Annotated in this window: 26 protein-coding genes; 1 reads left to right on the top strand and 25 read right to left on the bottom strand. The window is 52.4% G+C overall.

The genetic code is table 11. The annotated features are described in order from the left end of the window. Positions 1–56: 56 nt before the first annotated feature. Both NSU14_RS08595 and NSU14_RS08590 read right to left on the bottom strand, forming a co-directional pair. A complete protein-coding gene (locus NSU14_RS08595; protein ID WP_039300408.1) occupies positions 57–365 on the bottom strand; it encodes a hypothetical protein in 309 nt (102 codons plus the stop codon). 119 nt (positions 366–484) lie between these two features. Further along, a complete protein-coding gene (locus NSU14_RS08590; protein ID WP_039300411.1) occupies positions 485–1,144 on the bottom strand; it encodes a helix-turn-helix domain-containing protein in 660 nt (219 codons plus the stop codon). 268 nt (positions 1,145–1,412) lie between these two features. Here NSU14_RS08590 and NSU14_RS08585 point away from each other — a divergent pair, with 268 nt between their 5' ends. After that, complete coding sequence (locus tag NSU14_RS08585) at positions 1,413–1,784, top strand: hypothetical protein (protein WP_340944179.1); 372 nt, start codon at positions 1,413–1,415, stop codon at positions 1,782–1,784. Between the two features lie 66 nt (positions 1,785–1,850). On the opposite strand, the gene NSU14_RS08580 is transcribed toward NSU14_RS08585, so the two are convergent. The 23 genes from NSU14_RS08580 to spoIIIAE form a co-directional block, all read right to left on the bottom strand. After that, positions 1,851–2,291 carry a copper amine oxidase N-terminal domain-containing protein gene (locus tag NSU14_RS08580; protein WP_076245583.1) on the bottom strand — a complete coding sequence of 147 codons (441 nt, stop codon included), beginning with the start codon at positions 2,289–2,291 and terminating at the stop codon, positions 1,851–1,853. A gap of 204 nt (positions 2,292–2,495) precedes the next feature. Beyond that, positions 2,496–3,314: a sporulation transcription factor Spo0A gene (spo0A, locus tag NSU14_RS08575; RefSeq protein ID WP_042138725.1), complete on the bottom strand. Its 819-nt coding sequence runs from the start codon at positions 3,312–3,314 to the stop codon at positions 2,496–2,498. Positions 3,315–3,485: 171 nt separating this feature from the next. Next, complete coding sequence (gene spoIVB, locus NSU14_RS08570; protein ID WP_256703938.1) at positions 3,486–4,595, bottom strand: SpoIVB peptidase; 1,110 nt, start codon at positions 4,593–4,595, stop codon at positions 3,486–3,488. Positions 4,596–4,733: 138 nt separating this feature from the next. After that, positions 4,734–6,461: a DNA repair protein RecN gene (recN, locus tag NSU14_RS08565; RefSeq protein ID WP_042138727.1), complete on the bottom strand. Its 1,728-nt coding sequence runs from the start codon at positions 6,459–6,461 to the stop codon at positions 4,734–4,736. A gap of 56 nt (positions 6,462–6,517) precedes the next feature. Then, positions 6,518–6,967, bottom strand: coding sequence for a transcriptional regulator AhrC/ArgR (gene ahrC, locus NSU14_RS08560; protein WP_039300423.1), 450 nt, complete (start codon positions 6,965–6,967; stop codon positions 6,518–6,520). A 28-nt stretch (positions 6,968–6,995) separates the two neighbouring features. Beyond that, positions 6,996–7,589 carry a hypothetical protein gene (locus NSU14_RS08555; RefSeq protein ID WP_179093558.1) on the bottom strand — a complete coding sequence of 198 codons (594 nt, stop codon included), beginning with the start codon at positions 7,587–7,589 and terminating at the stop codon, positions 6,996–6,998. A gap of 97 nt (positions 7,590–7,686) precedes the next feature. Then, on the bottom strand, positions 7,687–8,586 hold the full coding sequence (locus NSU14_RS08550; RefSeq protein ID WP_076245589.1) for a TlyA family RNA methyltransferase: 900 nt from the start codon (positions 8,584–8,586) through the stop codon (positions 7,687–7,689). A 41-nt stretch (positions 8,587–8,627) separates the two neighbouring features. Beyond that, positions 8,628–10,541 carry a 1-deoxy-D-xylulose-5-phosphate synthase gene (gene dxs, locus NSU14_RS08545; RefSeq protein ID WP_042138729.1) on the bottom strand — a complete coding sequence of 638 codons (1,914 nt, stop codon included), beginning with the start codon at positions 10,539–10,541 and terminating at the stop codon, positions 8,628–8,630. 94 nt (positions 10,542–10,635) lie between these two features. Beyond that, entirely contained in the window at positions 10,636–11,583 is a 948-nt protein-coding gene (locus NSU14_RS08540) for a polyprenyl synthetase family protein (RefSeq protein ID WP_076245592.1), read from the bottom strand. Continuing rightward, positions 11,570–11,827 (bottom strand): exodeoxyribonuclease VII small subunit, encoded by a 258-nt coding sequence (gene xseB, locus NSU14_RS08535; protein WP_039300434.1) that lies wholly within the window; start codon positions 11,825–11,827, stop codon positions 11,570–11,572. Before xseB ends, NSU14_RS08540 begins: the two co-directional genes overlap by 14 nt. Continuing rightward, positions 11,799–13,184, bottom strand: coding sequence for an exodeoxyribonuclease VII large subunit (gene xseA / locus NSU14_RS08530; protein ID WP_076245595.1), 1,386 nt, complete (start codon positions 13,182–13,184; stop codon positions 11,799–11,801). Before xseA ends, xseB begins: the two co-directional genes overlap by 29 nt. A 9-nt stretch (positions 13,185–13,193) precedes the next feature. After that, positions 13,194–14,051 (bottom strand): bifunctional methylenetetrahydrofolate dehydrogenase/methenyltetrahydrofolate cyclohydrolase FolD, encoded by an 858-nt coding sequence (folD, locus tag NSU14_RS08525; protein WP_042237848.1) that lies wholly within the window; start codon positions 14,049–14,051, stop codon positions 13,194–13,196. Positions 14,052–14,082: 31 nt separating this feature from the next. Then, positions 14,083–14,532 carry a transcription antitermination factor NusB gene (gene nusB / locus NSU14_RS08520; RefSeq protein ID WP_042138733.1) on the bottom strand — a complete coding sequence of 150 codons (450 nt, stop codon included), beginning with the start codon at positions 14,530–14,532 and terminating at the stop codon, positions 14,083–14,085. Between the two features lie 144 nt (positions 14,533–14,676). Continuing rightward, on the bottom strand, positions 14,677–14,910 hold the full coding sequence (locus NSU14_RS08515; RefSeq protein WP_042138734.1) for a DUF2273 domain-containing protein: 234 nt from the start codon (positions 14,908–14,910) through the stop codon (positions 14,677–14,679). 15 nt (positions 14,911–14,925) lie between these two features. After that, positions 14,926–15,465 carry an alkaline shock response membrane anchor protein AmaP gene (amaP, locus tag NSU14_RS08510; protein ID WP_039295507.1) on the bottom strand — a complete coding sequence of 180 codons (540 nt, stop codon included), beginning with the start codon at positions 15,463–15,465 and terminating at the stop codon, positions 14,926–14,928. A gap of 72 nt (positions 15,466–15,537) precedes the next feature. Then, complete coding sequence (locus NSU14_RS08505) at positions 15,538–15,954, bottom strand: Asp23/Gls24 family envelope stress response protein (protein ID WP_039295505.1); 417 nt, start codon at positions 15,952–15,954, stop codon at positions 15,538–15,540. A gap of 119 nt (positions 15,955–16,073) precedes the next feature. Then, positions 16,074–17,417: an acetyl-CoA carboxylase biotin carboxylase subunit gene (accC, locus tag NSU14_RS08500; protein ID WP_039295502.1), complete on the bottom strand. Its 1,344-nt coding sequence runs from the start codon at positions 17,415–17,417 to the stop codon at positions 16,074–16,076. 56 nt (positions 17,418–17,473) lie between these two features. Then, positions 17,474–17,983 (bottom strand): acetyl-CoA carboxylase biotin carboxyl carrier protein, encoded by a 510-nt coding sequence (gene accB / locus NSU14_RS08495; protein WP_039295500.1) that lies wholly within the window; start codon positions 17,981–17,983, stop codon positions 17,474–17,476. A gap of 16 nt (positions 17,984–17,999) precedes the next feature. After that, positions 18,000–18,146, bottom strand: a complete 147-nt coding sequence (locus NSU14_RS08490) for a hypothetical protein (RefSeq protein ID WP_340944163.1) — start codon at positions 18,144–18,146, stop codon at positions 18,000–18,002. Positions 18,147–18,254: 108 nt separating this feature from the next. Next, the gene (locus NSU14_RS08485) at positions 18,255–19,145 is read right to left on the bottom strand and encodes a SpoIIIAH-like family protein (protein WP_340944160.1); all 891 of its coding nucleotides are present in this window, start codon (positions 19,143–19,145) and stop codon (positions 18,255–18,257) included. 78 nt (positions 19,146–19,223) lie between these two features. Continuing rightward, complete coding sequence (gene spoIIIAG / locus NSU14_RS08480) at positions 19,224–19,862, bottom strand: stage III sporulation protein AG (protein WP_039295496.1); 639 nt, start codon at positions 19,860–19,862, stop codon at positions 19,224–19,226. 54 nt (positions 19,863–19,916) lie between these two features. Then, the gene (locus tag NSU14_RS08475; RefSeq protein ID WP_076245606.1) at positions 19,917–20,720 is read right to left on the bottom strand and encodes a stage III sporulation protein AF; all 804 of its coding nucleotides are present in this window, start codon (positions 20,718–20,720) and stop codon (positions 19,917–19,919) included. A gap of 73 nt (positions 20,721–20,793) precedes the next feature. Further along, positions 20,794–22,065 (bottom strand): stage III sporulation protein AE, encoded by a 1,272-nt coding sequence (gene spoIIIAE, locus NSU14_RS08470; protein ID WP_340944156.1) that lies wholly within the window; start codon positions 22,063–22,065, stop codon positions 20,794–20,796. Positions 22,066–22,100: the final 35 nt, after the last annotated feature.

Here is a 22,100-nt window from a genome sequence, read left to right as displayed (position 1 = left end):
AAAAGCCATCCTCCACATACGTGCGGGGATGGCTTTTTATGATGGTACGCAAGGATCTACTCGATGAATTCTGTTTTGAAGACATTCTCCAGCTTGCCGCCGAGTCTCTTCTTCAGCGGAACCTTGATATCGCGGCCCAGCTCTTTGAAGAACGTATCCACATCGCATTTCACATTCTGCGCCAGGGCAATGATCGTACCGTCGCCTACGATATTCTGATTCACTTCAAGAGGCACATCCACTTCAATATCGTATTTCTTAGTAAGTGTTTTGATGTATCTTGCAAAGATCTCCAACAGCTCATCGTTATTGAAATTCTCGATTGCAGCTTTACCTTTGCTGGTAAACTTCATATTGATTCTCATGATTCGTATCCCCTTTTCTGTCTAACCATTTGTAGTTGTTTATGGATCAAGATGAATAGATGGCTGCAAGAAAGGGCAACATTATTCATTTTTGACAACAAGCTGAGCTAAGCCCTTCTTCACTTATACACGCCCTTGATCTGCTGAACTTTGAACTGGGTGAATTCCTTCAATGACTGGATAACCTGGTCCTGCTCTTCTTCCTTCAGCTCATAGATGCATTCGCGCAGCCATTCTCCGAACAAATAGGCCTGACGCCCTTTGCGGGGCTGTTTGCGGAGGCTGTCCAGACTTCCCTCGAATTTATCGTTCAGGACATCGGTCAGGTTATATTTCTCGATCTTCTCTATTACCATTCCTGCCCCATATTCCGTTTCATAAACGATAACTTCGTCAGAATCAAACGAAACATATGACGTTTCTTTGTCTTCCTTAGCCCGGAACTCCTTCAGCTTGTTAAACGCCGTTTCATAGATGTAATCCTGGGACTGATTATGCTGCGGCAGCTTGTAGCCCTGCTTGAGAGTCTTAATGTATTCAATGTCAGGCATGTAGTCCGCCAAATGATACATCCGGTTCTTAAGATCCCCCCCGAGCGCCTCAATGATCTTGTCCAGGTTATCTTTAAGCGGAATACTCTCTCCCCGTTCAATCTTGCTAAGCTGTGAATAGCTGATGCCGCTCTTCTCTTCAAGCCCTCGTAAGGTCAAACCTCGAGCTTTGCGGAAGTGCCGGATGAAATTCCCCAGCTCATCGGGATAGTTATCGAAATCGTTCATAGGAGCCACCTCTACCTATATCATAACACAAGATAACAATTTGTGTTTCATTATAACAATTGTTTGTGTAAATTCTTTAGGCAGAATCAATAAAAACTCCATTATTAGCACTCAGAGCAGCTAAACCTAAGGCTAAATCCGCTCTAAATGGAGGTAATTCCCATAACTGTGAACTGATCTGTTTTGATTTCCTTATTCTCTCAAATACCCCGCATTATTATCCGATAAAGACTAATGTAAAATCAAAATCACTACTGGGGGAATTATCATGTCTTACACCATGGAAGTAAATGTAGCAAAAAATCAGGTGATTGTTAGAGCCTATGGCCTCACCGAAGGTGACGTGCCTGCATACATAGCTGATTTCGATAATGCTCTGAAGAAACTGAAACCGGGATTCACCGGCGTAACGGATGTAACGGGTTCCCCGACTGTACTGTCTCCGGAAGTAGCAGCTTTGCTTGCTCCGACGGGCGACCTGGCAATTGCCGCAGGTGTCGGCGGCTGGGTCTACGTTGCAGATTCCCCGGTATGGAAAATGCAGATGAAGCGCTTGTTCGGCAAATTCGCTGTTCACTACCCGACCTATGAAGAAGCAGATGCTTACCTGAACGGCTTGTCTAACCAGTCGATCCACTAAAAAAACAGACAAAAGGTGATCCCGGACCGGTTGGGTTGGGGATCACCTTTTTTTTAATTTAAACAATTATTCAGGAAAGCTAATGTAGATTGAGGCATCATCGTTTGTTTTATTCCATTGAACCGCTGCCCCTAATGCTTCAGAGACAAACCTCAGATTAACGTAAAATATATTGTTGCTCGGTTCTAAGGTCGGAACCTGAGTTAAAGCAACTTTTTCTCCATTAATAACTCCATCATGAGAATTATGTGTTAATTTAATGACCGTCCCCTCTTTCGTTGCAGTTACTGTTTTCGTAACATTATCCCATTCAATGCTCATTCCATATTTCTCAAAGATCGGCCGCATAGGGACCAGTGTCGTGCCCAGAGATGATACATTAGCATAAATATCTAATTTATCATTATTAATATAAATGCCCGGATGTTCTCTTGAAGCAAATGTACTTGTTACACCAAATACCATTGAAAGAACTGTTATACACATGAATAATCTTAATGTTTTCATAATAGTCTCCTTTAATTTAAGAATACTATATAATTACACCTTTATTTTCCATATCCATCATTTTATTTTATATCATTGCTCCAAAAAAACTCCCTCAAGGGATTTGCATACCCATGAAGGAGTGTTTTGTACATATTCTCTGCAGAAACTGATTGACTCATCGGTTCCCCGTTAACCCTTTCACGTATCCTGATCCTTACCCCTTCAAGACACCTTATGCTCAATCCGCAGCTTGTCGGCTACCATGGCAATAAATTCCGAGTTAGTTGGCTTGGATTTGGAGATATTAATGGTATAGCCGAACAGATGGCTGATGCTGTCAATGTTACCGCGGGTCCAGGCGACTTCGATCGCATGGCGGATGGCACGCTCCACGCGTGAAGGCGTTGTCTTGAATTTCTCGGCAATGGCAGGGTAGAGTGTCTTGGTTATGGCACCCAGAATCTCGATATTGTTGTAGACCATGGTGATGGCTTCACGCAGGTACTGATAACCTTTAATATGCGCAGGTACGCCGATTTCATGAATGATCGATGTAATATTGGCATCCAGATTTTTTCCTTTGGACAAAGGTACCACATTACTGGAAGATCTGGAACTTGAATAGCCGGACATGCTGGCAGAAGTGCTCATGCTGCCTTGGGCGCCCACAAGCTGACGCACGCGGTTCGCCAGAACCTCCATATCGAACGGCTTCAAAATATAATAAGATGCGCCTAGCTGAACAGCTCTTTGGGTGATGTTCTCCTGGCCGAAAGCGGTCAGCATGATGATCTTCGGCTGGGGGTTCAGATCCATATCGCGCAGGCGTTCCAGAACGCCAAGGCCGTCCAGATGCGGCATGATGATATCAAGAATAAGGACATCGGGAACTTTGCGTGCTCCGCTCAGCATTTGAAGCACTTCTTCACCATTATAGGCAATGCCTGTCACGGTCATATCTTCCTGTTCGGTAATGTACTCGGCAAGCAAGTTAGTGAACTCCCTGTTATCATCGGCCAACAACACTTCAATATTCTGCACTGGCTGCTTCCTCCTTATTATCTTCTCTCCCTTAAGTTTTCGACATGAAGATTGAATATCCTTCTGTCGAAAATTATTTTTCTTTATTTTTTTTCGGTGTTGATTTATAATTAAATATTTTGTTTCACGATTCGAGGTTTATCGCTGGCCTTCGACAAAAAAATCTTAAGGCTAAACCGCCTTAAGATTGTAGGGAAGCAAATTCTCTTGTTGCACCACACCGGAGTCACGAAGCATCCATTCGATGAAGCAGCCGTAACCCGACTTGGGATCATTGACGAATACGTGGGTAACTGCACCGATCAGCCGGCCATTCTGGACAATCGGGCTGCCGCTCATCCCCTGAACAATCCCGCCGGTCTTATCAATCAGACGGGAATCGGTGATGCGCAGGACCATGCCTTTGGTCGCCGGAGTCTGCTGGCGGGCCACATGAATGATCTCCACATTGAAACGCTCCACCTGCTGACCATCGACTACTGTAAGAATCTGTGCCGGGCCTTCCTTCACTTCAGCGCTCATTGCAACGGGTATCGGTTCCTGGTACAGGCTGTGCTCCGGATTGCGGGTCATTTTGCCGAAAATTCCGAAATCCGTATTGCTCTCCACATTACCGAGAACCTGGCTTTCCTTCAGAAAATGAGCCCGTTTCTCCCCAGGATCGCCATCCTGGCTTTTGGAAATGGAGGTGACACTGGACTGCACGATATGGCCGCTGCCGACAACAATCGGCGTGCCGGTGTTCATGTCGGTAATGACATGCCCCAGAGCACCGTATACGCCTTGTTTTGGAGCATAGAAAGTCAGGGTACCCACACCTGCCGCGGAATCGCGAATGTAGAGCCCCAGTCTCCATACCTTGTCATTGCGGTCATACGCGGGTTTTAGCTGAGCTTTGTGCTCTTTGCCGCTGCGTTTGTACACAATACTTAAGGAATCATTGCTTTTGCCGGCACGTTCCACAAGCTTTGCTACCTTCGATACCTCGTCCAGCTTGACCCCATTAATGGAGGTCATCAGATCACCAGGCATCAGTCCGCTGTTCTCGCCGGGTGAAATCTTGGACTGCTCCGATACTTCAATCAGATGATGGCCCACAACCAGAACCCCTGCTGACTTCACTTTCACGCCAATCGTCTGACCTCCCGGGATGACTCTAAGCTCGTTGTCATTCCCCTGAACCGCTTTATGCGGCTGATGTTCCAGCGGTGCTGCAAAGCTCTGTTGAGGTCCCGTTATGCCTGATAAGCTGAGAAAGAAGGCAAATAAAAGGCCGGGCATTAACTTCCTGAGGTTCGGCTTCAATGGCTGTCACGCTCCCTTTTGCTTCTTTCGCTTGACGAAAAAGGTGGTCGCCAATTGCGTACCTATAAGATAACCTTGCCCCCAGGCTTTTATTACTGTCAATCATTGTCCCGCTTACCCAGCAGCAGCTTTGCTGGCCTCAGCCAAACCGAGCATTTCCTGTGCGTGATGCAATGTTTTTTCGGTAATTTCCACACCACCCAGCATACGGGCCAGCTCCAGCACCCGGCCTTCCGCCGAGAGGGAGTCCACTTCGGTCATCGTGCGTCCGTCTTCGACTTTTTTGACAATCAGATATTGATGATCCGCCATACAGGCCACCTGCGGCAAGTGAGTAATGGAGAACACCTGACAGGTGGAGGACAGCTTGTATAATTTATCCGCAATGGATTGTGCCGCGCGCCCGCTGACACCGGTATCCACTTCATCGAAGATCAGGACAGGAATGGCGTCATGCCGGGCAAAAATGCTCTTCATCGCCAGCATGATGCGGGACAGCTCACCGCCGGAGGCGATTTTGCCCAGCGGCCGCAGCGGCTCGCCCGGGTTCGGGGAGATCATGAACTCTGCGCTGTCGATCCCCTGCCGGGTCAGACGGTAACGCCGGTCCTGATACTCAATACCGCGCGGGTCTTCGAGCGTATCCATTTTGACCTGAAGCGAAGTCCGCTCCATCTGCAGATCCTTCAGCTCACCTTCCACTTGGGAAGCGAGATCCGTGGCACACTGGCGGCGTGCCGTGCTGAGCGCTCCGGCGGCTTTCATTAAAGTGCCGAGCAGGCCATCGCGTTTGGCCGTCAATTTCTCAATGTATTCGTCCTTATTCTCCAGAAGATCGGTCTCCCGGTGAATCTGCTCATAATACGCCAGAATCTGCTCTACACTATCCCCGTATTTGCGCCGCAGCCCTGTGATCAGATCCAGACGGTTCTCAATTTCCTCCAGCCTCGCCGGATTGAACTCGATCTCTTCGCGGTAGTCACGCAACTGGAAAGCCGCATCCTCCAGCTGGTAATACGACGACTGCAGCTGCTCGAACACAGCCCTCAGGCCCTTCTCGTCATAACGGATCGCATCCTCCAGCTTGGAGATGACACTCCCGATGGATTCCAGCCCTTGCCTGTCATACAGCAGCTCGTATGCGCCGGATACTGAATCCATCATTTTCTCACTGTGGGATAGTTTGACCCTTTCTTCGTTAAGTAATTCATCTTCTCCCGGTTTTAATCCTGCAGCAGAAATTTCCTCCAGCTGAAAACGGTACAAATCAAGCATTTGATACGCTTTTTGACTGGATTCCTGAAGTTCCCGGAGTTCTTTTTCCACTTTGGCGAAGGCCGTATATTTCTCCTGGTAGTCAGCTTTGAGCGGGCCAATCACAGCTTCGCCGTAAGTATCCAGCAGCCCCAGATGACGTTCAGCCTTCAGCAGGTTCTGATGCTCATGCTGCCCGTGGATATTCACCAGCTGTTCACCGATTTCCCGCAGCATGCTGAGATTGACCATCTGGCCGTTCACCCGTGAAGTGCTTTTGCCTTGAGAGGTAATCTCCCGGCGGATCACCAGGTGCTCTTCGCGTTCTGCTCCAATGCCAAGCCGTTCCAGCGTATCCCAGACCGGATGGGTTCCCGGCAAGCTGAAAAGCGCTTCCATTTCTGCCTTTTCACACCCATACCGGATAGAGTCCGCAGAACCGCGGCCCCCGGCAATGAGTGCAAGCGCATCGATAATAATCGATTTCCCTGCCCCCGTCTCCCCTGTAAGAACATGAAAGCCGGGATAAAAATGCACATCCACCGCCTCAACGACGGCCAGATTGCGGATTGATAACGTGTCTAACACGAATACAGCACCTCCGAAAAGATGATCCCTTATTTAAGTGTAAAAGTGTGATGAAGTTACGAGATGTAGCCCATAATTTGTGCAATAACGCCTTTGCTGTCCTCAGGCTGGCGGCAGATAATCAGAATAGTGTCATCGCCCGAGATGGTGCCCATAATTTGCGGCCAGTCAATATTATCAATCAGTGCAGCCACAGAATTGGCTGTTCCCGGAAGACATTTCATAACCACAAGGTTGGCGGAGAAATCGATCTGCACAAAATTATCCACCAGCACCCGCTTGAGCTTCTGGGTCGGATTATAGCGCTGGTCAGTCGGCAGGGAGTATTTGTAGCGCCCGTCATCCATCGGCACCTTAATCAGCAGCAGTTCCTTGATATCACGGGATACTGTAGCCTGGGTAACCTGAAATCCGGATTCACGCAGAGCCTCCACCAGATCATCCTGGGTCTCGATCTCCCTCTGCGTAATAATTTCTCTTATTTTGATGTGCCTGTGTCCCTTCATTGTTGCCTCCCGTATTTATAAGTTGATCTCAATTGGATTCACCATCGTCTTTGCCTAACTTAATCACATGAATTGCTGAATTCACCGTATCCACGTACAGCACACCGCTGCAATCCGGATAAATTAGCAGATAAGGAAGCAGAGTGTCGCGAAGTCCGCTGCCGGTGTACTCAAGCCCTTTGCGCGGCCGGGACAGAATAACCAGATAGAAATGCTCCTCATCTTTGCTGGCCACATAATCAATGAACAGCCTGCTGTACATTGGTGCCCCGTTCACTTGAAAGGACAAAGGAATCTTCAGCTTGCCGCCAATGACCTCGTAACCGGCATCCTCTAATAATCCGATGGACGGATGAGGCTGAATAATGGTATTGATCGGCACCCGGTCCTTCATGAACGATCTTGGGGAACCTTGGAGCCAGATGTAGATCCGGTAAACGATAAAGATTGCCGCTGCCAGTCCAATGAGTGCTACAACGGCCTTGTCAGAGCTCGCCACTCCCATCACCTCGGTGAATCTATTCGCGTGAAGGCAGGCGAAATCCTGCTTGAGGGGAATAACAGAGCCTGATCCGGCAGCAAAAGGTTGAAGCTGACTGCAGATGAAGCGTTGCCTGCTCAAGTTCATTAATTATAACGTATAACACCGCTTGAAGCATGTATATTGCAGGCAGAAAACGGCAGATGATTTAATTCTTTATTTTTGCAGCAAAAGAAACTCATCGTTTAGATGAGTTTCCATTGTTCGTAGCGCTAAAGGTTGCATTCGCTTCCTTAATTACGGATTCGGCAAGCGCGGCGAAAGGATTCGGCTGTGCTTCAGCCGGTAAAAGCTGCTGTTCGTGCTGTTCATCCGGAGAGTTATCTACTGCTTCAGGCAGCAGCTTCCAGTGAGCCAGGAATTCAATATTTCCTTCCCCTCCCGTAATTGGAGAGAAGGTCAGCCCTTCCAGCTTATAGCCCAGCCCGGCCGCCATAGACATCACATTAACAAGCACCTCTTTGTGAACGGCGGATTCGCGGACTACACCGGATTTGCCCACCTTTTCCCGTCCAGCCTCGAACTGCGGCTTGATCAGCGCAGCGATATCGGCCGGGCGGTTCAGGAGCGCCATCAGCGGCGGCAGAATAATCTTCAGTGAAATAAAGGACACATCAATACTGGCAAAATCAGGTACCGGCCCCTTCAGGTCAGGCGGGGTCATGTAGCGGAAGTTGGTCTGCTCCATTACGGTTACCCGCTCGTCGTTGCGCAGGCTCCAGTCCAGCTGGTTATGGCCGACATCAATAGCATACACATGTGCTGCCCCGTTCTGGAGCGCACAATCGGTGAAGCCTCCTGTAGAGGAGCCGATATCCAGCATATTCCTCCCGTTCAGGTCAATGCCGAACTGCCGCAGTGCCTTCTCCAGCTTCAGGCCGCCCCGGCTGACGTAGGGATGCACAGCTCCTTTGACTCTTAAGACAGAGCTGCGCAGCACCTTCATTCCCGGCTTCTCAATCCGTTCTTCATTCGCCAGCACAAGACCCGCCATGATTGCTGCCTTGGCCTTCTCACGGCTGTCGTAGAAGCCTTGCTCTACTAACAGTACATCTATACGTTCTTTAGGGTGTTCCATGTTCATCTCCTGGTCACTTGGGTCCGGCTTCCACCCTGTACTCAGGAATTGGAAGTCGACTTGTAAGTATAAGTGCTTAGCGCCTTCATCGCCTTGATCCGCGTACACAAGGCTTCAACGGTGAGGCCGGTTTCCTGGCGCTGCTCCTTGATCGAACCATGCTCAACGAAGATATCCGGCACGCCCATCAAGTGGACACGTGCATCATAAATCTCATGTTCCGCATAGAATTCGAGCACAGCACTGCCAAGACTGCCAGCCTGGCTGGCTTCTTCAAGCACAACCATGCTGGTTCCGGCATGAGCCAGTTCAAGCAGCATGGTATTATCCAGCGGCTTCAGGAATCGGGCGTTCACTACGCTAACCTGAATGCCTTCACGCTTCAGCAGCTCAGCTGCCTCCTCGGCTAACTGAACCATCGGGCCGCAGGCCAGCACTGCGTAATCATCCCCCGGACGCAGACGCTCCCAGGAGCCGATAGGCAGACAACGCAGTTCGGCATCTACAGCCGCCCCGGTGCCCTCAATCCGCGGATAACGGTAAGCGATTGGTCCGTCATTGTATTCCAGTGCCGTCTTCATCATATGGCGCAGCTCATTCTCATCCTTAGGCATCATAAGCACTATATTCGGGATGTGCCGCATGAACGCTATATCATATACCCCTTGATGGGTCTCCCCGTCCGCTCCGACAAAACCGGCACGGTCGATGGCAAACATTACATTGGCGTTATGTCTGCAGATATCATGGACAATCTGGTCATAGGCACGCTGCATAAAAGTGGAGTAGACGGCATAGACCGGCTTCATCCCCTCCATGGCCAGAGCGGCGCACAGCGTTGCCGCATGCTGCTCAGCGATACCGACATCGATCATCCGGTCCGGGAATTCCTTGGCGAACGGGAACAGGCCCGAGCCGCCCGGCATTGCCGGTGTGACCGCAATCAGTCTTGAATCCTGACGGCCCAGTTCAATCAGCGTCTCCCCGAATACCTCGGTATACATCGGGTGGCTGACAGCCTTCACAGCCTTAAGGGACTGGCCGGATTCAATTTTGTAGGGTGAGATCGCATGTGATTTATAGAAGTCCGTTTCGGCCGGCTTGTAGCCTTTGCCCTTCGTCGTCAGCACATGTACCAGCACAGGACCAGACACATTATCTGCCTGATGGAAGGTGTCAATCATTTTCTCCAGATCATGACCATCCACGGGTCCCAGATACGTGAATCCGAGCTCTTCGAACAGAACACCGGGAACGAGCATGTTCTTCAGGCCGTCCTTCACATTCTGCGCCGTCTTGGCCAGCCGCCCGCCAATCGCCGGGATTTTCTTGAGCAGGCCTTCCACTTCATCCTTCGCACGCAGATAATGGCGGTCCGAGCGGATTTTGCTCAAATAATTATGCATGGCTCCTACATTCGGTGCAATAGACATCTCATTGTCATTGAGGATAACCATCAGCTTGCGGCGTTCATGTCCAATATGGTTCAGCGCCTCAAAGGCCATCCCCCCGGTAAGCGCACCGTCCCCGATCACAGCGATGACCCTATTGTCCTCGCCCTTCAAATCCCGGGCCATAGCCATACCCATTGCGGCAGACAAAGAGGTACTGCTGTGTCCGGCTTCCCAGACATCATGCTCGCTCTCCGAACGCTTCACAAAGCCGCATAAGCCGCCCTGCTTGCGCAGTGTATCAAACCGGTCTTGGCGGCCAGTCAGTATCTTGTGTACATACGCCTGATGACCGACGTCATATATCATCTTGTCCCGGGGACTGTCATAGCAGTAATGCAGGGCCAGCGTGAGCTCCACTACCCCCAGGTTGGATCCGAGATGCCCTCCGGTAACTGTAAGTTTGTCTATTAAAAACCGGCGGATTTCTTCCGCAAGGGCTGCCAGCTCCTCGACTGACAAAGATTTAAGTTGCTGAGGATCATTTATTTGTGGAAGCAGCACGAGTATTCCCCGCTTTCCTAGATGTTGTAAAATATAAACCCCATTATAACACAAACGAAACGGCTGTCGAAACACAGCCGTTTCCGAAATGTACCTAATGATCGCGTGACATCAAATAATCTGCAATTTCAAGCAGCCGGGTATGATCCTGAAATCCGCCCTCAAGGACCGCGCTGTGCGCTTCAGCGGTCAGCCGCTTCACCTCTTCACGCGAGGCTTCCAGGCCGATGAAGTAGGGATAGGTCACCTTTTGCTGCTTGATATCACTGCCGGTTTTTTTGCCCAGCTTGCTCTCATCGCCGACCAGATCAAGGATATCATCCTGAATCTGAAAAGCCAGGCCAATCTGCGTACCGAACTGGCGCAGCGCCTCCAGCTGACGCTCATCCGCACCGGCGATTCTGCCTCCCGCCAGCAGCGAGAAGATCATCAGATCGCCTGTCTTATGAAGATGGATATACTGAAGCTGATGCAGATCGGTTAAGCCCTGCTCGCCTTCCATATCGGCAACCTGCCCGCCGACCATTCCGCGCGGCCCGGCCATTTCGGCCAGATCCTCAACGATGGACAGCACATTCTCCGCCGGAACGCCAAATTTGCGTGAAGCTTGTACCACACTATAGAATGCATGCGTCAGCAGTGCATCCCCGGCCAGGATCGCCGCAGCTTCCCCGAAGACCTTGTGGTTCGTGAGCTTGCCGCGCCGGTAGTCGTCATTATCCATGGCCGGCAGATCATCATGAATCAATGAATAGGTATGCACCATTTCAATCGCTGCCGCTACGGGCAACGCAGCCTCACGGCTGCCGCCCAGGGCCTCACAGGCGGCGATGACCAGCAGCGGGCGCAGGCGTTTGCCTCCAGCCTGCAGCGAGTAGTCCATCGCCTCCCTGAGCACCTGAGGCACAGTCCACTGCGCAGGCAGGGTTGCCGTCAGTGCATCAGCGACCCAGTGGCCCACCTCTGCAATGTACTGTTCAAGCGGTTCGCGTCCGTGCGCTTCCGCTTCGCTGCTGCCCGGTTCCAGCTCAGAACGACTCATCGCCATCGCCTTCCAGCCGGGCTCCGAATGGCTTCTTGCGCAGCTCGCCATCCTCTACCGTAATCATCTCGATCTTGCGCTCTACCTGCTCCAGCTTGCTGCCGCAGAGCTGCGACAGCTTCATTCCCTGCTGGAATAAATCAATCGCCTTCTCCAGGGGAACGTCGCCATGCTCAAGCTCGCGTACGATTCCCTCCAGGCGCTCCATGGCTCCCTCAAAATCCAGTTCCGCTTCTTTTGCCATTCGTTTCAACATCCTCCTTCATTCCCCATACCTGGCAGTTTAGCTGTCCGTCATTAAGCTTTATGTTCACCTTATCGCCTACTTCAACTTCCTTCAGCGATTTGATTAAATGCTCTTCGTTCTCGTCGTACACGAGGCTGTAGCCCCGTGACATCACCTTGAGCGGGCTGAGCGCATCCAGATGGCGCAGCTCAGCCACATAGCGCGCGCGCTTATCCTGGAAGCGCGCCTGCATCGCCCCCGTCAGCTCACGGGTAAGGCTATCCGTGCGCCGGCGGGCAGCGCTGATGCTGCCTTGCGGATGGAAGCGCTGCAGGCTCTGATGCAGCAGCGCGCTGCGCCCCTGCGCGCGGCTGTGCCTTGCCTCGGCTGCGCGGACCAGGGCCGCGCGCAGCATGTCCAGCCGCTGCGCGTGCTGGGCCAGCTGCCGGCGCGGGCCGGCCAGCACCAGCGAGCGCTGCAGCGCCGCGAGGCGCTCGCCGCTGCGCTGGGAGCGGCGCAGCAGCCCTTGGCGCAGCCGCTGCTGGGCGGTGCGCAGCTGCCCGGCGAGCTCGGCTGCGCTCGGCACGGCAAGCTCCGCTGCCGCCGTAGGGGTTGCCGCACGGAGATCGGCGGCGAAGTCGGCGATCGTGAAGTCGGTCTCGTGGCCGACGGCCGAGATGACCGGAATTCTGGAGGCCGCAATCGCCCGGGCGACGGCCTCTTCATTGAAGGCCCAGAGCTCCTCCAGGGAGCCGCCGCCGCGCCCTACAATCAGCACATCGGCCTCGCCCATGGCGTTCAGGTTCTCGATGGCCTTCACAATGGAAGGGCCGGCGCCTTTACCCTGTACAAGCACGGGATAGAGCACCACCGCCACCTGCGGATAACGGCGCTGCAGGGTGATGATAATATCCCGCACTGCCGCTCCTGTCGGCGAGGTAACTACACCGATCACGCGCGGGAACCGCGGCAGCGGACGCTTGCGCGCCGCTGCGAACAGCCCCTCCTGCTCCAGCTTGCTCTTCAGCTGTTCGTAAGCCAGATACAGGCTGCCGATTCCGTCCGGCTGCATGTGGGTGGCGTAGAATTGATACTGCCCGTCCCGTTCATAGACCGTCACGTTGCCTCTGGCGATGACCTTGGTTCCTTCCTTCGGTACAAAAGGCAGCCGCGAGTTATGTGAAGCAAACATGATCGCCTTGATCCGGCTGCTCTCATCCTTCAGCGTGAAATACATATGCCCGCTTCCGTGGTGGGTGAAATTCGATATTTCACCGCGGATCCATACATCGGAGAGCACCGCATCCGAATCCAGCTTCATGCGGATATACTTGTTAAGTTCCTTAATGGAGTAGACCTGCCGCTCTGCCGCCATAAGCTTAGCCTACTTCAGGCCGTGGCGGCGTTTGGCCGCGATCAGCGTGTTGCTCATCAGCATCGTGATCGTCATCGGCCCTACTCCGCCCGGCACAGGCGTAATAAACCCGGCGACTTCACGGGCACTCTCATAATCGACATCACCGGCAAGCTTGCCGGTATCCAGGCGGTTCATTCCGACATCTATGACAACTGCACCCGGCTTCACGAAGGAAGCATCGATGAAGTTAGCCCGGCCGATGGCAACTACCAGAATATCGGCCTGGCGGCTGAGTTCAGCCATATTCGCGGTGCGTGAATGACACATGGTAACCGTGGCATTCTCACGCTGCAGCAGCAGGGACACCGGCTTGCCGACAATATTGCTGCGGCCGATAACCACAGCATGCTTGCCGGAAATATCAGTGCCTGTCCGTTTGATCAATTCGATGACTCCCGCAGGGGTACAAGGGAGCAGACTGTCATCACCGATCACCAGGTTCCCTACATTGACGGGATGGAACCCGTCAACATCCTTCTCCACGGAAATGGCATTAATGACTGCCTTCTCTTCAATATGCTTCGGAAGCGGCAATTGCACGAGAATGCCGTCAATATCATCACGGCCGTTCAGATCAGCCACCAGAGCGAGCAGCTCCTCCTGGCTGGTTGCCGCATCTAGCCGGTGAACCTCCGAATGGAAGCCCAGCTCAATACATGATTTCTCCTTATTACGCACATAGACCTGAGAAGCCGGATCTTCACCGACCAGAACGACAGCAAGACCGGGCTTAACGCCACGTTCCGTAAGCTCTGCAACCTCCCGGGCAATGCTGATCCGAATTTCGTCCGATACCTGTTTACCGCTGATAATCGCTGCTGTCATGTAAGTCTCTCCCCTTTTGTCTATTTAACGATTACAGATCCGCTCTAAGCGTATCTACATCCTGAATCATCTTGCCGAGTACGCCGTTCACGAATTTACCGGAATCATCGGTGCCGAAATGCTTGGCCAGATCAATTGCCTCATTGACAGCTACCTTAGCCGGCACATCACTGGCAAAGATCATCTCGAACGTGGCCAGACGCAGAATCTGACGGTCAACACGGGACAGGCGGCTCATCTGCCAGCCTTTGAGGTAATGCTCCAGCATTTCGTCGATGGCCATTTTGTGCTCCCAGACTCCGTTTACATGGGCGATCACATAAGCCTTCAGCTCGGTCTCGTCAGTGATGACGCGTTCGGTTTCGTTCTCATCTGCAGCTTCCTCAATGAGCATTTCTACAGCCTCAGTAACTTCCACATCATTCATTTCCATCTGGTACAGGCTCTGGACAATAATTTCTCTCGCTAAACGTCTTTTCATTTGTTCCTCCTACAGTCTTTAACTAGCATACTTTGTATTTGAATTTCTTAAATCTTCTTACCAAAAAACCGCGCAGCCGTTCTTCCGCAGGTCAGCAACTCAAAGTAACGGGTTCCAGGCTTCCGGGAGAAAGACTATCGCGGTTCATTTGAAGGGACGCCAGCGTCCGGACAGCCGGCTCACGAGCTCCTGCCACTGAAACAGGGGAGCCTGTGCGGTATCCTTTCTTTTGCCAAGCGTATATCCGATGAACACTACCAGTGCAAAGAACAGCATATCCCAAAAACCGCTAATCAGATAAATCAGACCGAGAACGACCCCGAAGGTAACTCCGGCAATTCTACCCCCGTGACTTTCCCATACTTCTCTCCAAGACATAAGGGAAACTCACCTCTATTCCACTCGACTTTTGAAGCTTGGTGACTGTGTGAGGTTAGCAATATATACAGATACATCCGCTACCGGAATTCCGGTTGTTTCCTGCACGAAATCATGCACCTGGCGCTGCACCTCCGTAGTAAGCAGAGGCAGGGAATGCTCGCCGTCCACAACTGCCCGGATCATAATTTCAAGTCCGGCCTGCGAGACGCGGATGCGCGACTTCAGATCACGGATGCCCTTCACTTTGCCTGCAGCCTTGAGGCTGAGGTTCTCAATGGTTTCCATGGAGATCTGAATGTCCCCATACTCTGTACGCTGATCCACGGATGGCAGGGAAGCACGGTCGCGGCGCAGGGAGATGTAAAAGAAACGGATGCTCAGCAGGAAAAGAATAACCGCAGCTGTAATCGCAGCGATATAGGCCCCCGGCCCGTCAGGAATCTCAAACGTGTCCGGAATGGCGCCGCTCAAGAGGAGGATGGCAATTACAGATAATATTCCGATACTTAAGCTGTAAAGAAACAGCAGAAGTCTGTCCAGAATTTTGGCCACGAGTCACATAACCTCCTTAAATTAAGGTAAACCCTCGACCTACGTCGGGGGTTTATGGAAAACACAAGGCCCTTACTTCACGCGGATAACCGCGTCTGTATCTTCGCTTTTGTCAACACTTGTGGCGTTTCTGAACTGCACATCATGGATATGCACATTCACTTCTACAACCGTCAGGCCGGTCATGGTTTCGATGGAACGCTTAACGTTGCGCTGAATTTCAGCAGCCACTTCAGGAAGACGGTTACCGTATTCAATGATTACGGATACATCCACTGCAGCTTCGCGTTGTCCAACTTCAACCTTAACGCCCTTAGACAAGTTCTTGCGTCCGAGAAGCTCCACGATTCCTCCGGCGAAACCGCCGCTCATTCCGGCCACGCCTTTAACCTCTACGGTTGCCAAACCTGCGATAACCTCGATCACTTCAGGAGCAATCTGGATCTCACCAATTTCCGTACGTTCGTATTCTGTCGGCAATGTACTCATTTTGGACTTCACACCTTTCCGGTAAAAAAGTTATTCGGGCATTTCAAGCAGGCAGCACGTCTCTTATTAAACATACTATATCATTTGACGAACTTTATGACAAACAATGAGAAGTCGTCCTAAATTTCATACTCTTCCAGGAATTTGATATCGAAATTCCCGTCCAAAAATACCGGATGCTCCAGCAATCTCTGATGGAAAGGTATGGTTGTATGTATGCCTTCCACAGCGAATTCGGATAAAGCCCGTTTCATCTTGGCAATGGCTTCATAGCGCGTCGGCGCCCAGACGATCAGCTTGGCGATCATCGAGTCATAAAAAGGTGAAATGGTGTAGCCCGGATAAGCCGCGCTGTCCACCCGCACTCCAAGTCCGCCCGGCGGCAGATAGAAGCCGATTTTGCCCGGAGACGGCATGAAATTACGTTCAGGGTCCTCGGCGTTAATGCGGCATTCGATTGACCAGCCGTTGATCACAATATCCTCCTGGGTGAAGGACAAGGGGTTGCCTTCCGCCACAGAGATCATTTCCTTGATCAGATCTACGCCCGTGACCATCTCAGTTACCGGATGCTCAACCTGGATACGCGTGTTCATCTCCATGAAGTAGAACTGTCCGTCCGGCCCCAGCAGGAATTCCAGCGTACCCGCTCCCGAGTAATTAACCGCCTGCGCAGCCCGTACAGCCGCTTGACCCATTGCATCACGGACTTCCGGGGTAAGCACGGAGCAAGGCGCTTCTTCAATCAGCTTCTGGCGGCGGCGCTGCACGGAGCAGTCCCGTTCACCCAGATGGACTACATTGCCATGATTATCGGCGATAATCTGAATCTCCACATGCTTCATGCCAGTCAGGAATTTCTCAAGATACACACCAGCGTTGCCAAAAGCCTTCTGCGCTTCCTGCTGGGCAGCTGTAATCTGCTTCACCAGTGATGCTTCGTCCTCGGCAATGCGGATGCCTTTGCCTCCGCCGCCTGCTGTGGCCTTGACGATGATCGGATAACCAATATCACGGCCCAGCATAACCGCTTCCTCTATGTCGCCGACAAGCCCGTCAGAGCCCGGAATAATCGGAACTCCGGCCAGCTTCATGGTTTCTTTGGCTACAGCCTTGTCACCCATCCGTGTGATCGCATCCGGAGAAGGGCCTATAAATGTAATATTGCAGGATTCACAAATCTCCGCGAAATCCGCATTCTCGGCCAGGAAGCCATAACCGGGATGAATGGCATCACAGTCGGTGAGCGTAGCTACGCTCATAATATTTGTAAAATTCAGATAGCTGTCCTTGGCGGGCATCGGACCAATACAGTACGCTTCATCAGCCAGACGGACATGCAGTGAATCCCGGTCCGGCTCCGAATAGACTGCTACGGTGGAAATGCCCAGTTCACGGCAGGCCCTGATAATGCGGACCGCGATTTCGCCGCGGTTGGCAATCAACACTTTTTGAATGTTCATGCTTTTCCTCCCAAAGTTTAGCGAAGCTTGCAGGCTTCTCATGATTCTCGCGGCAATTATTCCGCTCTCACCAGAAACAGCGGCTGGCCGTATTCCACTAACTGGCCGTTCTCGGCCAGGACGGAGACGATTTCGCCTTTCACTTCCGCTTCCAGCTCATTCATCAGCTTCATGGCTTCAATGATGCAGACCGTTGATTTCTCATGAACCCGGTCTCCCACACTTACAAAGGACGGTGTTTCCGGAGAAGCAGCACTATAGAAGGTCCCTACCATCGGAGAGACGATTTTATGTAATGCGCCTTCAGCGGAGGATGCTTGCTGCTGCGTTACAGCAGGAACTTCACTGACAACCGGAGGAGCAACATGCTGCGGACTTTGCGGCTGCGGTGCTGGCGTAAAGGGGTAGGCATAAGGAGTCGCCTGGATTGCTGTTCCATCAGCTTCAGGGCGATCCGGTTTGCGGATAGCCAGCTTCATACCTTCGCTTTCAATCTCCAGCTCATGTACGGAAGAGGTCTGGTCCAGCAATTTAATTAATTCCTTAATCTCGCTTAACTTGAACATTGGGTAGTTCACTCCTTCAGCTTTCTCTCGAAGCCATTTTGGACGCAGATAAGCAGGGTACGATATTCCGTTCTTCCCGGGAAACCTGTGATTCGGTCTGCTTGCGGTTCTTTAGAATCGCTTTCAGGATAACCGCTGCCTGCGTATTCTTCTTATATTTCAAGATAACTTTATGTATTATATCACAAACGCTAGAAATGGAAAGAGCCCGGGACGTGCCCGGGCTCTTTCGGCATTTTATTCTATTTTCTTTCATTTAATTCAGGAGGGCTTACTGTTCCGATACGTATTGGACTTTAATCTTGTCCTGGGACACACTCAGTTCTTTCATTACAAGGTCAACGATGCCCACGGCCTGCTTCACATCCAGCTTATCGCTGAGCACTACGATTGTGTACGCATCTCCGGCTTCCTCTTTCACAATAGCTTCACCGTATTTCTGCTGAAGCTGCTCTTCAATTCCGGTGATTTTGGATTCTTTTTCCTCCAGCTTGCTGAGTTGTTCCTGGGCAACCGCGTTCTCCGCAGGTGTCTTATCCATGTCATTAATCAGGGCCAGCAGATCATTGTGGTCCTTAAGATTCTGCTGCTCGCGTTCATACAGGTAATTCGTGAACATGCTGCTGGCCGATACGCTCTGGGAAGCTACTTCATCCAGAATAGCCGCATCATCCTTGGCCGGAGTCTTCTCTGTGGAAGCTGCTGCTGATTTGTCGGCACTTGCAGCCGGTTTCTCTGTCTTGTCCGCTGTATCTGCTGCGGCCGTATCCTTGTCAGCTTTGGAACTGTTAGCTGCTGCGCTGCTGTCATCTGTTACTGCTGCGGTTGTGCTGTCATCCGTCACGGCAGCGGCTGCGGTCTTGTCTGCAGCATCTTTGCCGGCATCCTCAGTTACAGCAGCAGTTTTGCTGTCATCTGTCTGGGCTCCCGCATCGGCAGTAACGGAATCATCAGTTGTTACTTCGTTGATCACGAGCCCGCTGTCAAGCGTAGTAGCGGTCCCGCCGCCCGTCCCGTCCTTCACGGTGTCCACCTGAATGCTGCCCGCGGTTTCTTTGGGAATGGAAGCTCCTGTGTCTTCCGTGAACAGGTAATAAGCCGAGAGCACCACCATTAAACTGAGCATCGAAACCAGCCAAATCGTTTGTCTTTTGCCCTTCATTTGTGATTCCTCCTAAAAGTTTTATTGAATATGCCTCTACGAATTCGCTTGCGTATGTCTGGATAGTAAGCTGAACGCCTATTCCTGCTTGCGCGGAACGACGGAGATCCGGTAGCTCGGCACGTTCAGCCCTTTCTCGACAGCCTGCTCGATCAGGTTACGCACCACTTTATTCTCTGCCCCTTTGGCGACAACCAGCACACCGCGCACCTGGGGTTTGATCCGTTTGGTGATAATCGGGGTTTCGTCGCCGGACTGGCTGTAGGTTACGATTTCGCCGTCCCTGGTGTATTGTGTAGTATGGCGTTTACCGCCGCTGGCATCGGTTTCCTCACTCTGCGCCTGAGAATCATTCATATTGCGCTGCACGACTATTTCCTCTGTGGAATCCACGGTGACCATAATGTCAACTGTGCCGACCCCGACGATTTTCTCCAGAATCTCCTTCGTCCGGTTCTCCATCGCCAGCTCGATGCTGTCAAAAGAATTGGGTTGCACCGCCTCCTGCTGCAGGACCGCCTGAGAGGTCTCGCTTACGGGCGGTTCACGTCCCGTATTCTCGCTGTCCAGCTTCTTCACATTCACGAAGGAGTTGAACAGCATGATAGCAACGCCCAGCAAGCCAATAATGATCAGCCAGCGGAACGTATGACTCCTCTTCGGGTTGCCGCTTCCGCCGCCGGCCCACTGCTCCAGCTTTTTCAGCCAATTGGCCATTGATTTCCCTCCTTCTGTATATGGCATTCTGCCTTGTGTTCCCTGGTCTCTGTCTTATGATTTCACGGCGCTGGTGCCGCCGCTCAGCACATGTATCGAATCCGGGTCCAGGTTCCAGTTCTGCTCGAGCAGCCTTTTGACCGATTCGGCCTCTATAACCGCTGCCGCCTGTTCCTCCTGCGTCCCGTTTCCTGCGGCTGAAGGCTGCGAAGCACCCGTTGCGGCTCCAGAGCCTTCACTTGCTGCCCCGTCCTTGTCCAGGCTGACCTGGACCGGTTCTACAGGGGTAATCCGTATCGGTTCGGGTGCCGGGCTTGCAGCAGGCTGTGAGCCCTCTGCTGAACCCGGTATGCCGCTTGCAGCAACCGCTCCCGCCACCGGCATATCTACTGTGACCGAAGAGATCACCGGCACCTCTTCGCCCAGAGGCGCACTCGGATTCGGCCCCATGCCCAGCGTCACCGTAACATTCACACCACGGATGCCGGTGCTGCCGGCAATCTGATCGCGCATCTGCCCTGCTATTTCTTCGGCGGCAAGCTTCAGGCTCTGATCACGCGCCCCCTCTGCCAGCATCCGCCCGTCCGCCAGAATCTTCTCCAGCGAGTCCGCGCCGTCCCCAGTACCTGAGAGCAGCCCGCCGCTCCGCTCCTGCTGCTCCATGGCCAGACTAAGCTCCTTGCTGGCGTCCCCCTTGAGCATGGAGACGATCGGACTAAGCATCGTCAGCAGAACCAGCAGACTGAGCACCAGCCTGGCATAGCGTTCCATGGATTTGCTGGGCAGCAGCATCTCGACAAACGCGGCCATCAGCACCACCAGAATCAGTTCATGGAGCCATCCGCTGAGCCAGCTCATGGCGCACCTCCTGAAAGTTTGTTTACACAACCTGCCTCATATCTCATACAACCGGACCTGGATGTTACCCGCCTCACCGCATCATTACGGTGACATTGCCGGCGGTCAGCATGATGGTGACGGCCAGGAAGAACATCAGCGATACGGCAGCCAGCGCGGCGAACACGTAGATCATGCTTTTGCCGATCGTCTGCAGGCAGGTCACAATCGGCGTTTCACCCAGCGGCTGCATAACGGCGGCGGCTACGTTGTAGATCAGGGCCAGCACCAGGATTTTGATTGCCGGGAAGGCGCAAAGGAAGAGGATGATAATGACCCCTGAGAGCCCGATGGCGTTCTTCACCAGCAGTGATGCCGAGATTACGGTATCAGTGGCATCTGCGAACATTTTGCCGATAACCGGCACGAAATTGCCTGTGATATATTTGGCGGCGCGGATGGTTACACCATCAGTGACCGAGCTGGTAATTCCTCTGACCGAGATTACCCCGAGAAAGACAGTAAGCAGTACTCCGAGCAATCCGGCCCCGATATTGCGCAGCAGGTTGGCCAGCTGGGTCAGCTTATATTTCTCCGACATCGCACTCACCAGATGCAGCACCGCCGAGAAGAACAGCAGCGGGAACACTATGGTGTGAATCATCGTACCCACTGTATGGATCATGAACACGATCAGCGGATGGGTCACCGACACCGTTACGATATTGCCCATCGAAGCCAGCAGTGCGAACAGCAGCGGAATCATCGCCATCATGAAGTCGATCATCCGGTCAATGGCATCCTTGGCGTAGCCGATGGAGATGTTGAAGCTGTTCACGGCAATGACCAGTACCACCATGTAACAGAGCATATAAGCGATTTTACTGACGGATTTCCGTTCAAAAGCGGTCTGCAGCGTCTCCAGAATCATACTCAGCACGCTGATCATCACAATCGTAACCAGCAGCTTGCCGTTGTAGAGCACCTCATGCCACATGAAGCGGGTCAGGCCGGACAATACGCTTTTGAAGCTTAATCCGTCTTCTCCGGGCAGCAGCATATCCATCAGCGAGGGAGTTTTGCCTTCCGGGAAGAAGCCCCCGTAGTCCTTCATCAGCTGATCCCAGTACGTCTCTACCCCGTCTGTAGGAAGGTTCTCTACCTGCCCCTTCACCCACTGGTCTACAGGGGATGAGGAGACTCCGCTGCCTCCCGTTTGCGCTTGCGTTTGCGTTTGCGTCTGTGTCTGCGCTTGAGAAGCCGGAGCTGCATAAGCGGTTCCTGCACACAGCAGAAGCAGCAGACAGGGGAGCAGAACGAGCAGCCTGCACCCTTTTGGCGGACGAAAAATACTGCGCTCCTGCACACCCTCACCCCGCTTTCCTGTGGCCTTCCGCTACT

Source organism: Paenibacillus sp. FSL R10-2771 (genome assembly GCF_038000205.1).
Lineage (GTDB): Bacteria > Bacillota > Bacilli > Paenibacillales > Paenibacillaceae > Paenibacillus_AQ > Paenibacillus_AQ phytohabitans.
This window is presented reverse-complemented; position numbering and strand designations above follow the sequence as displayed.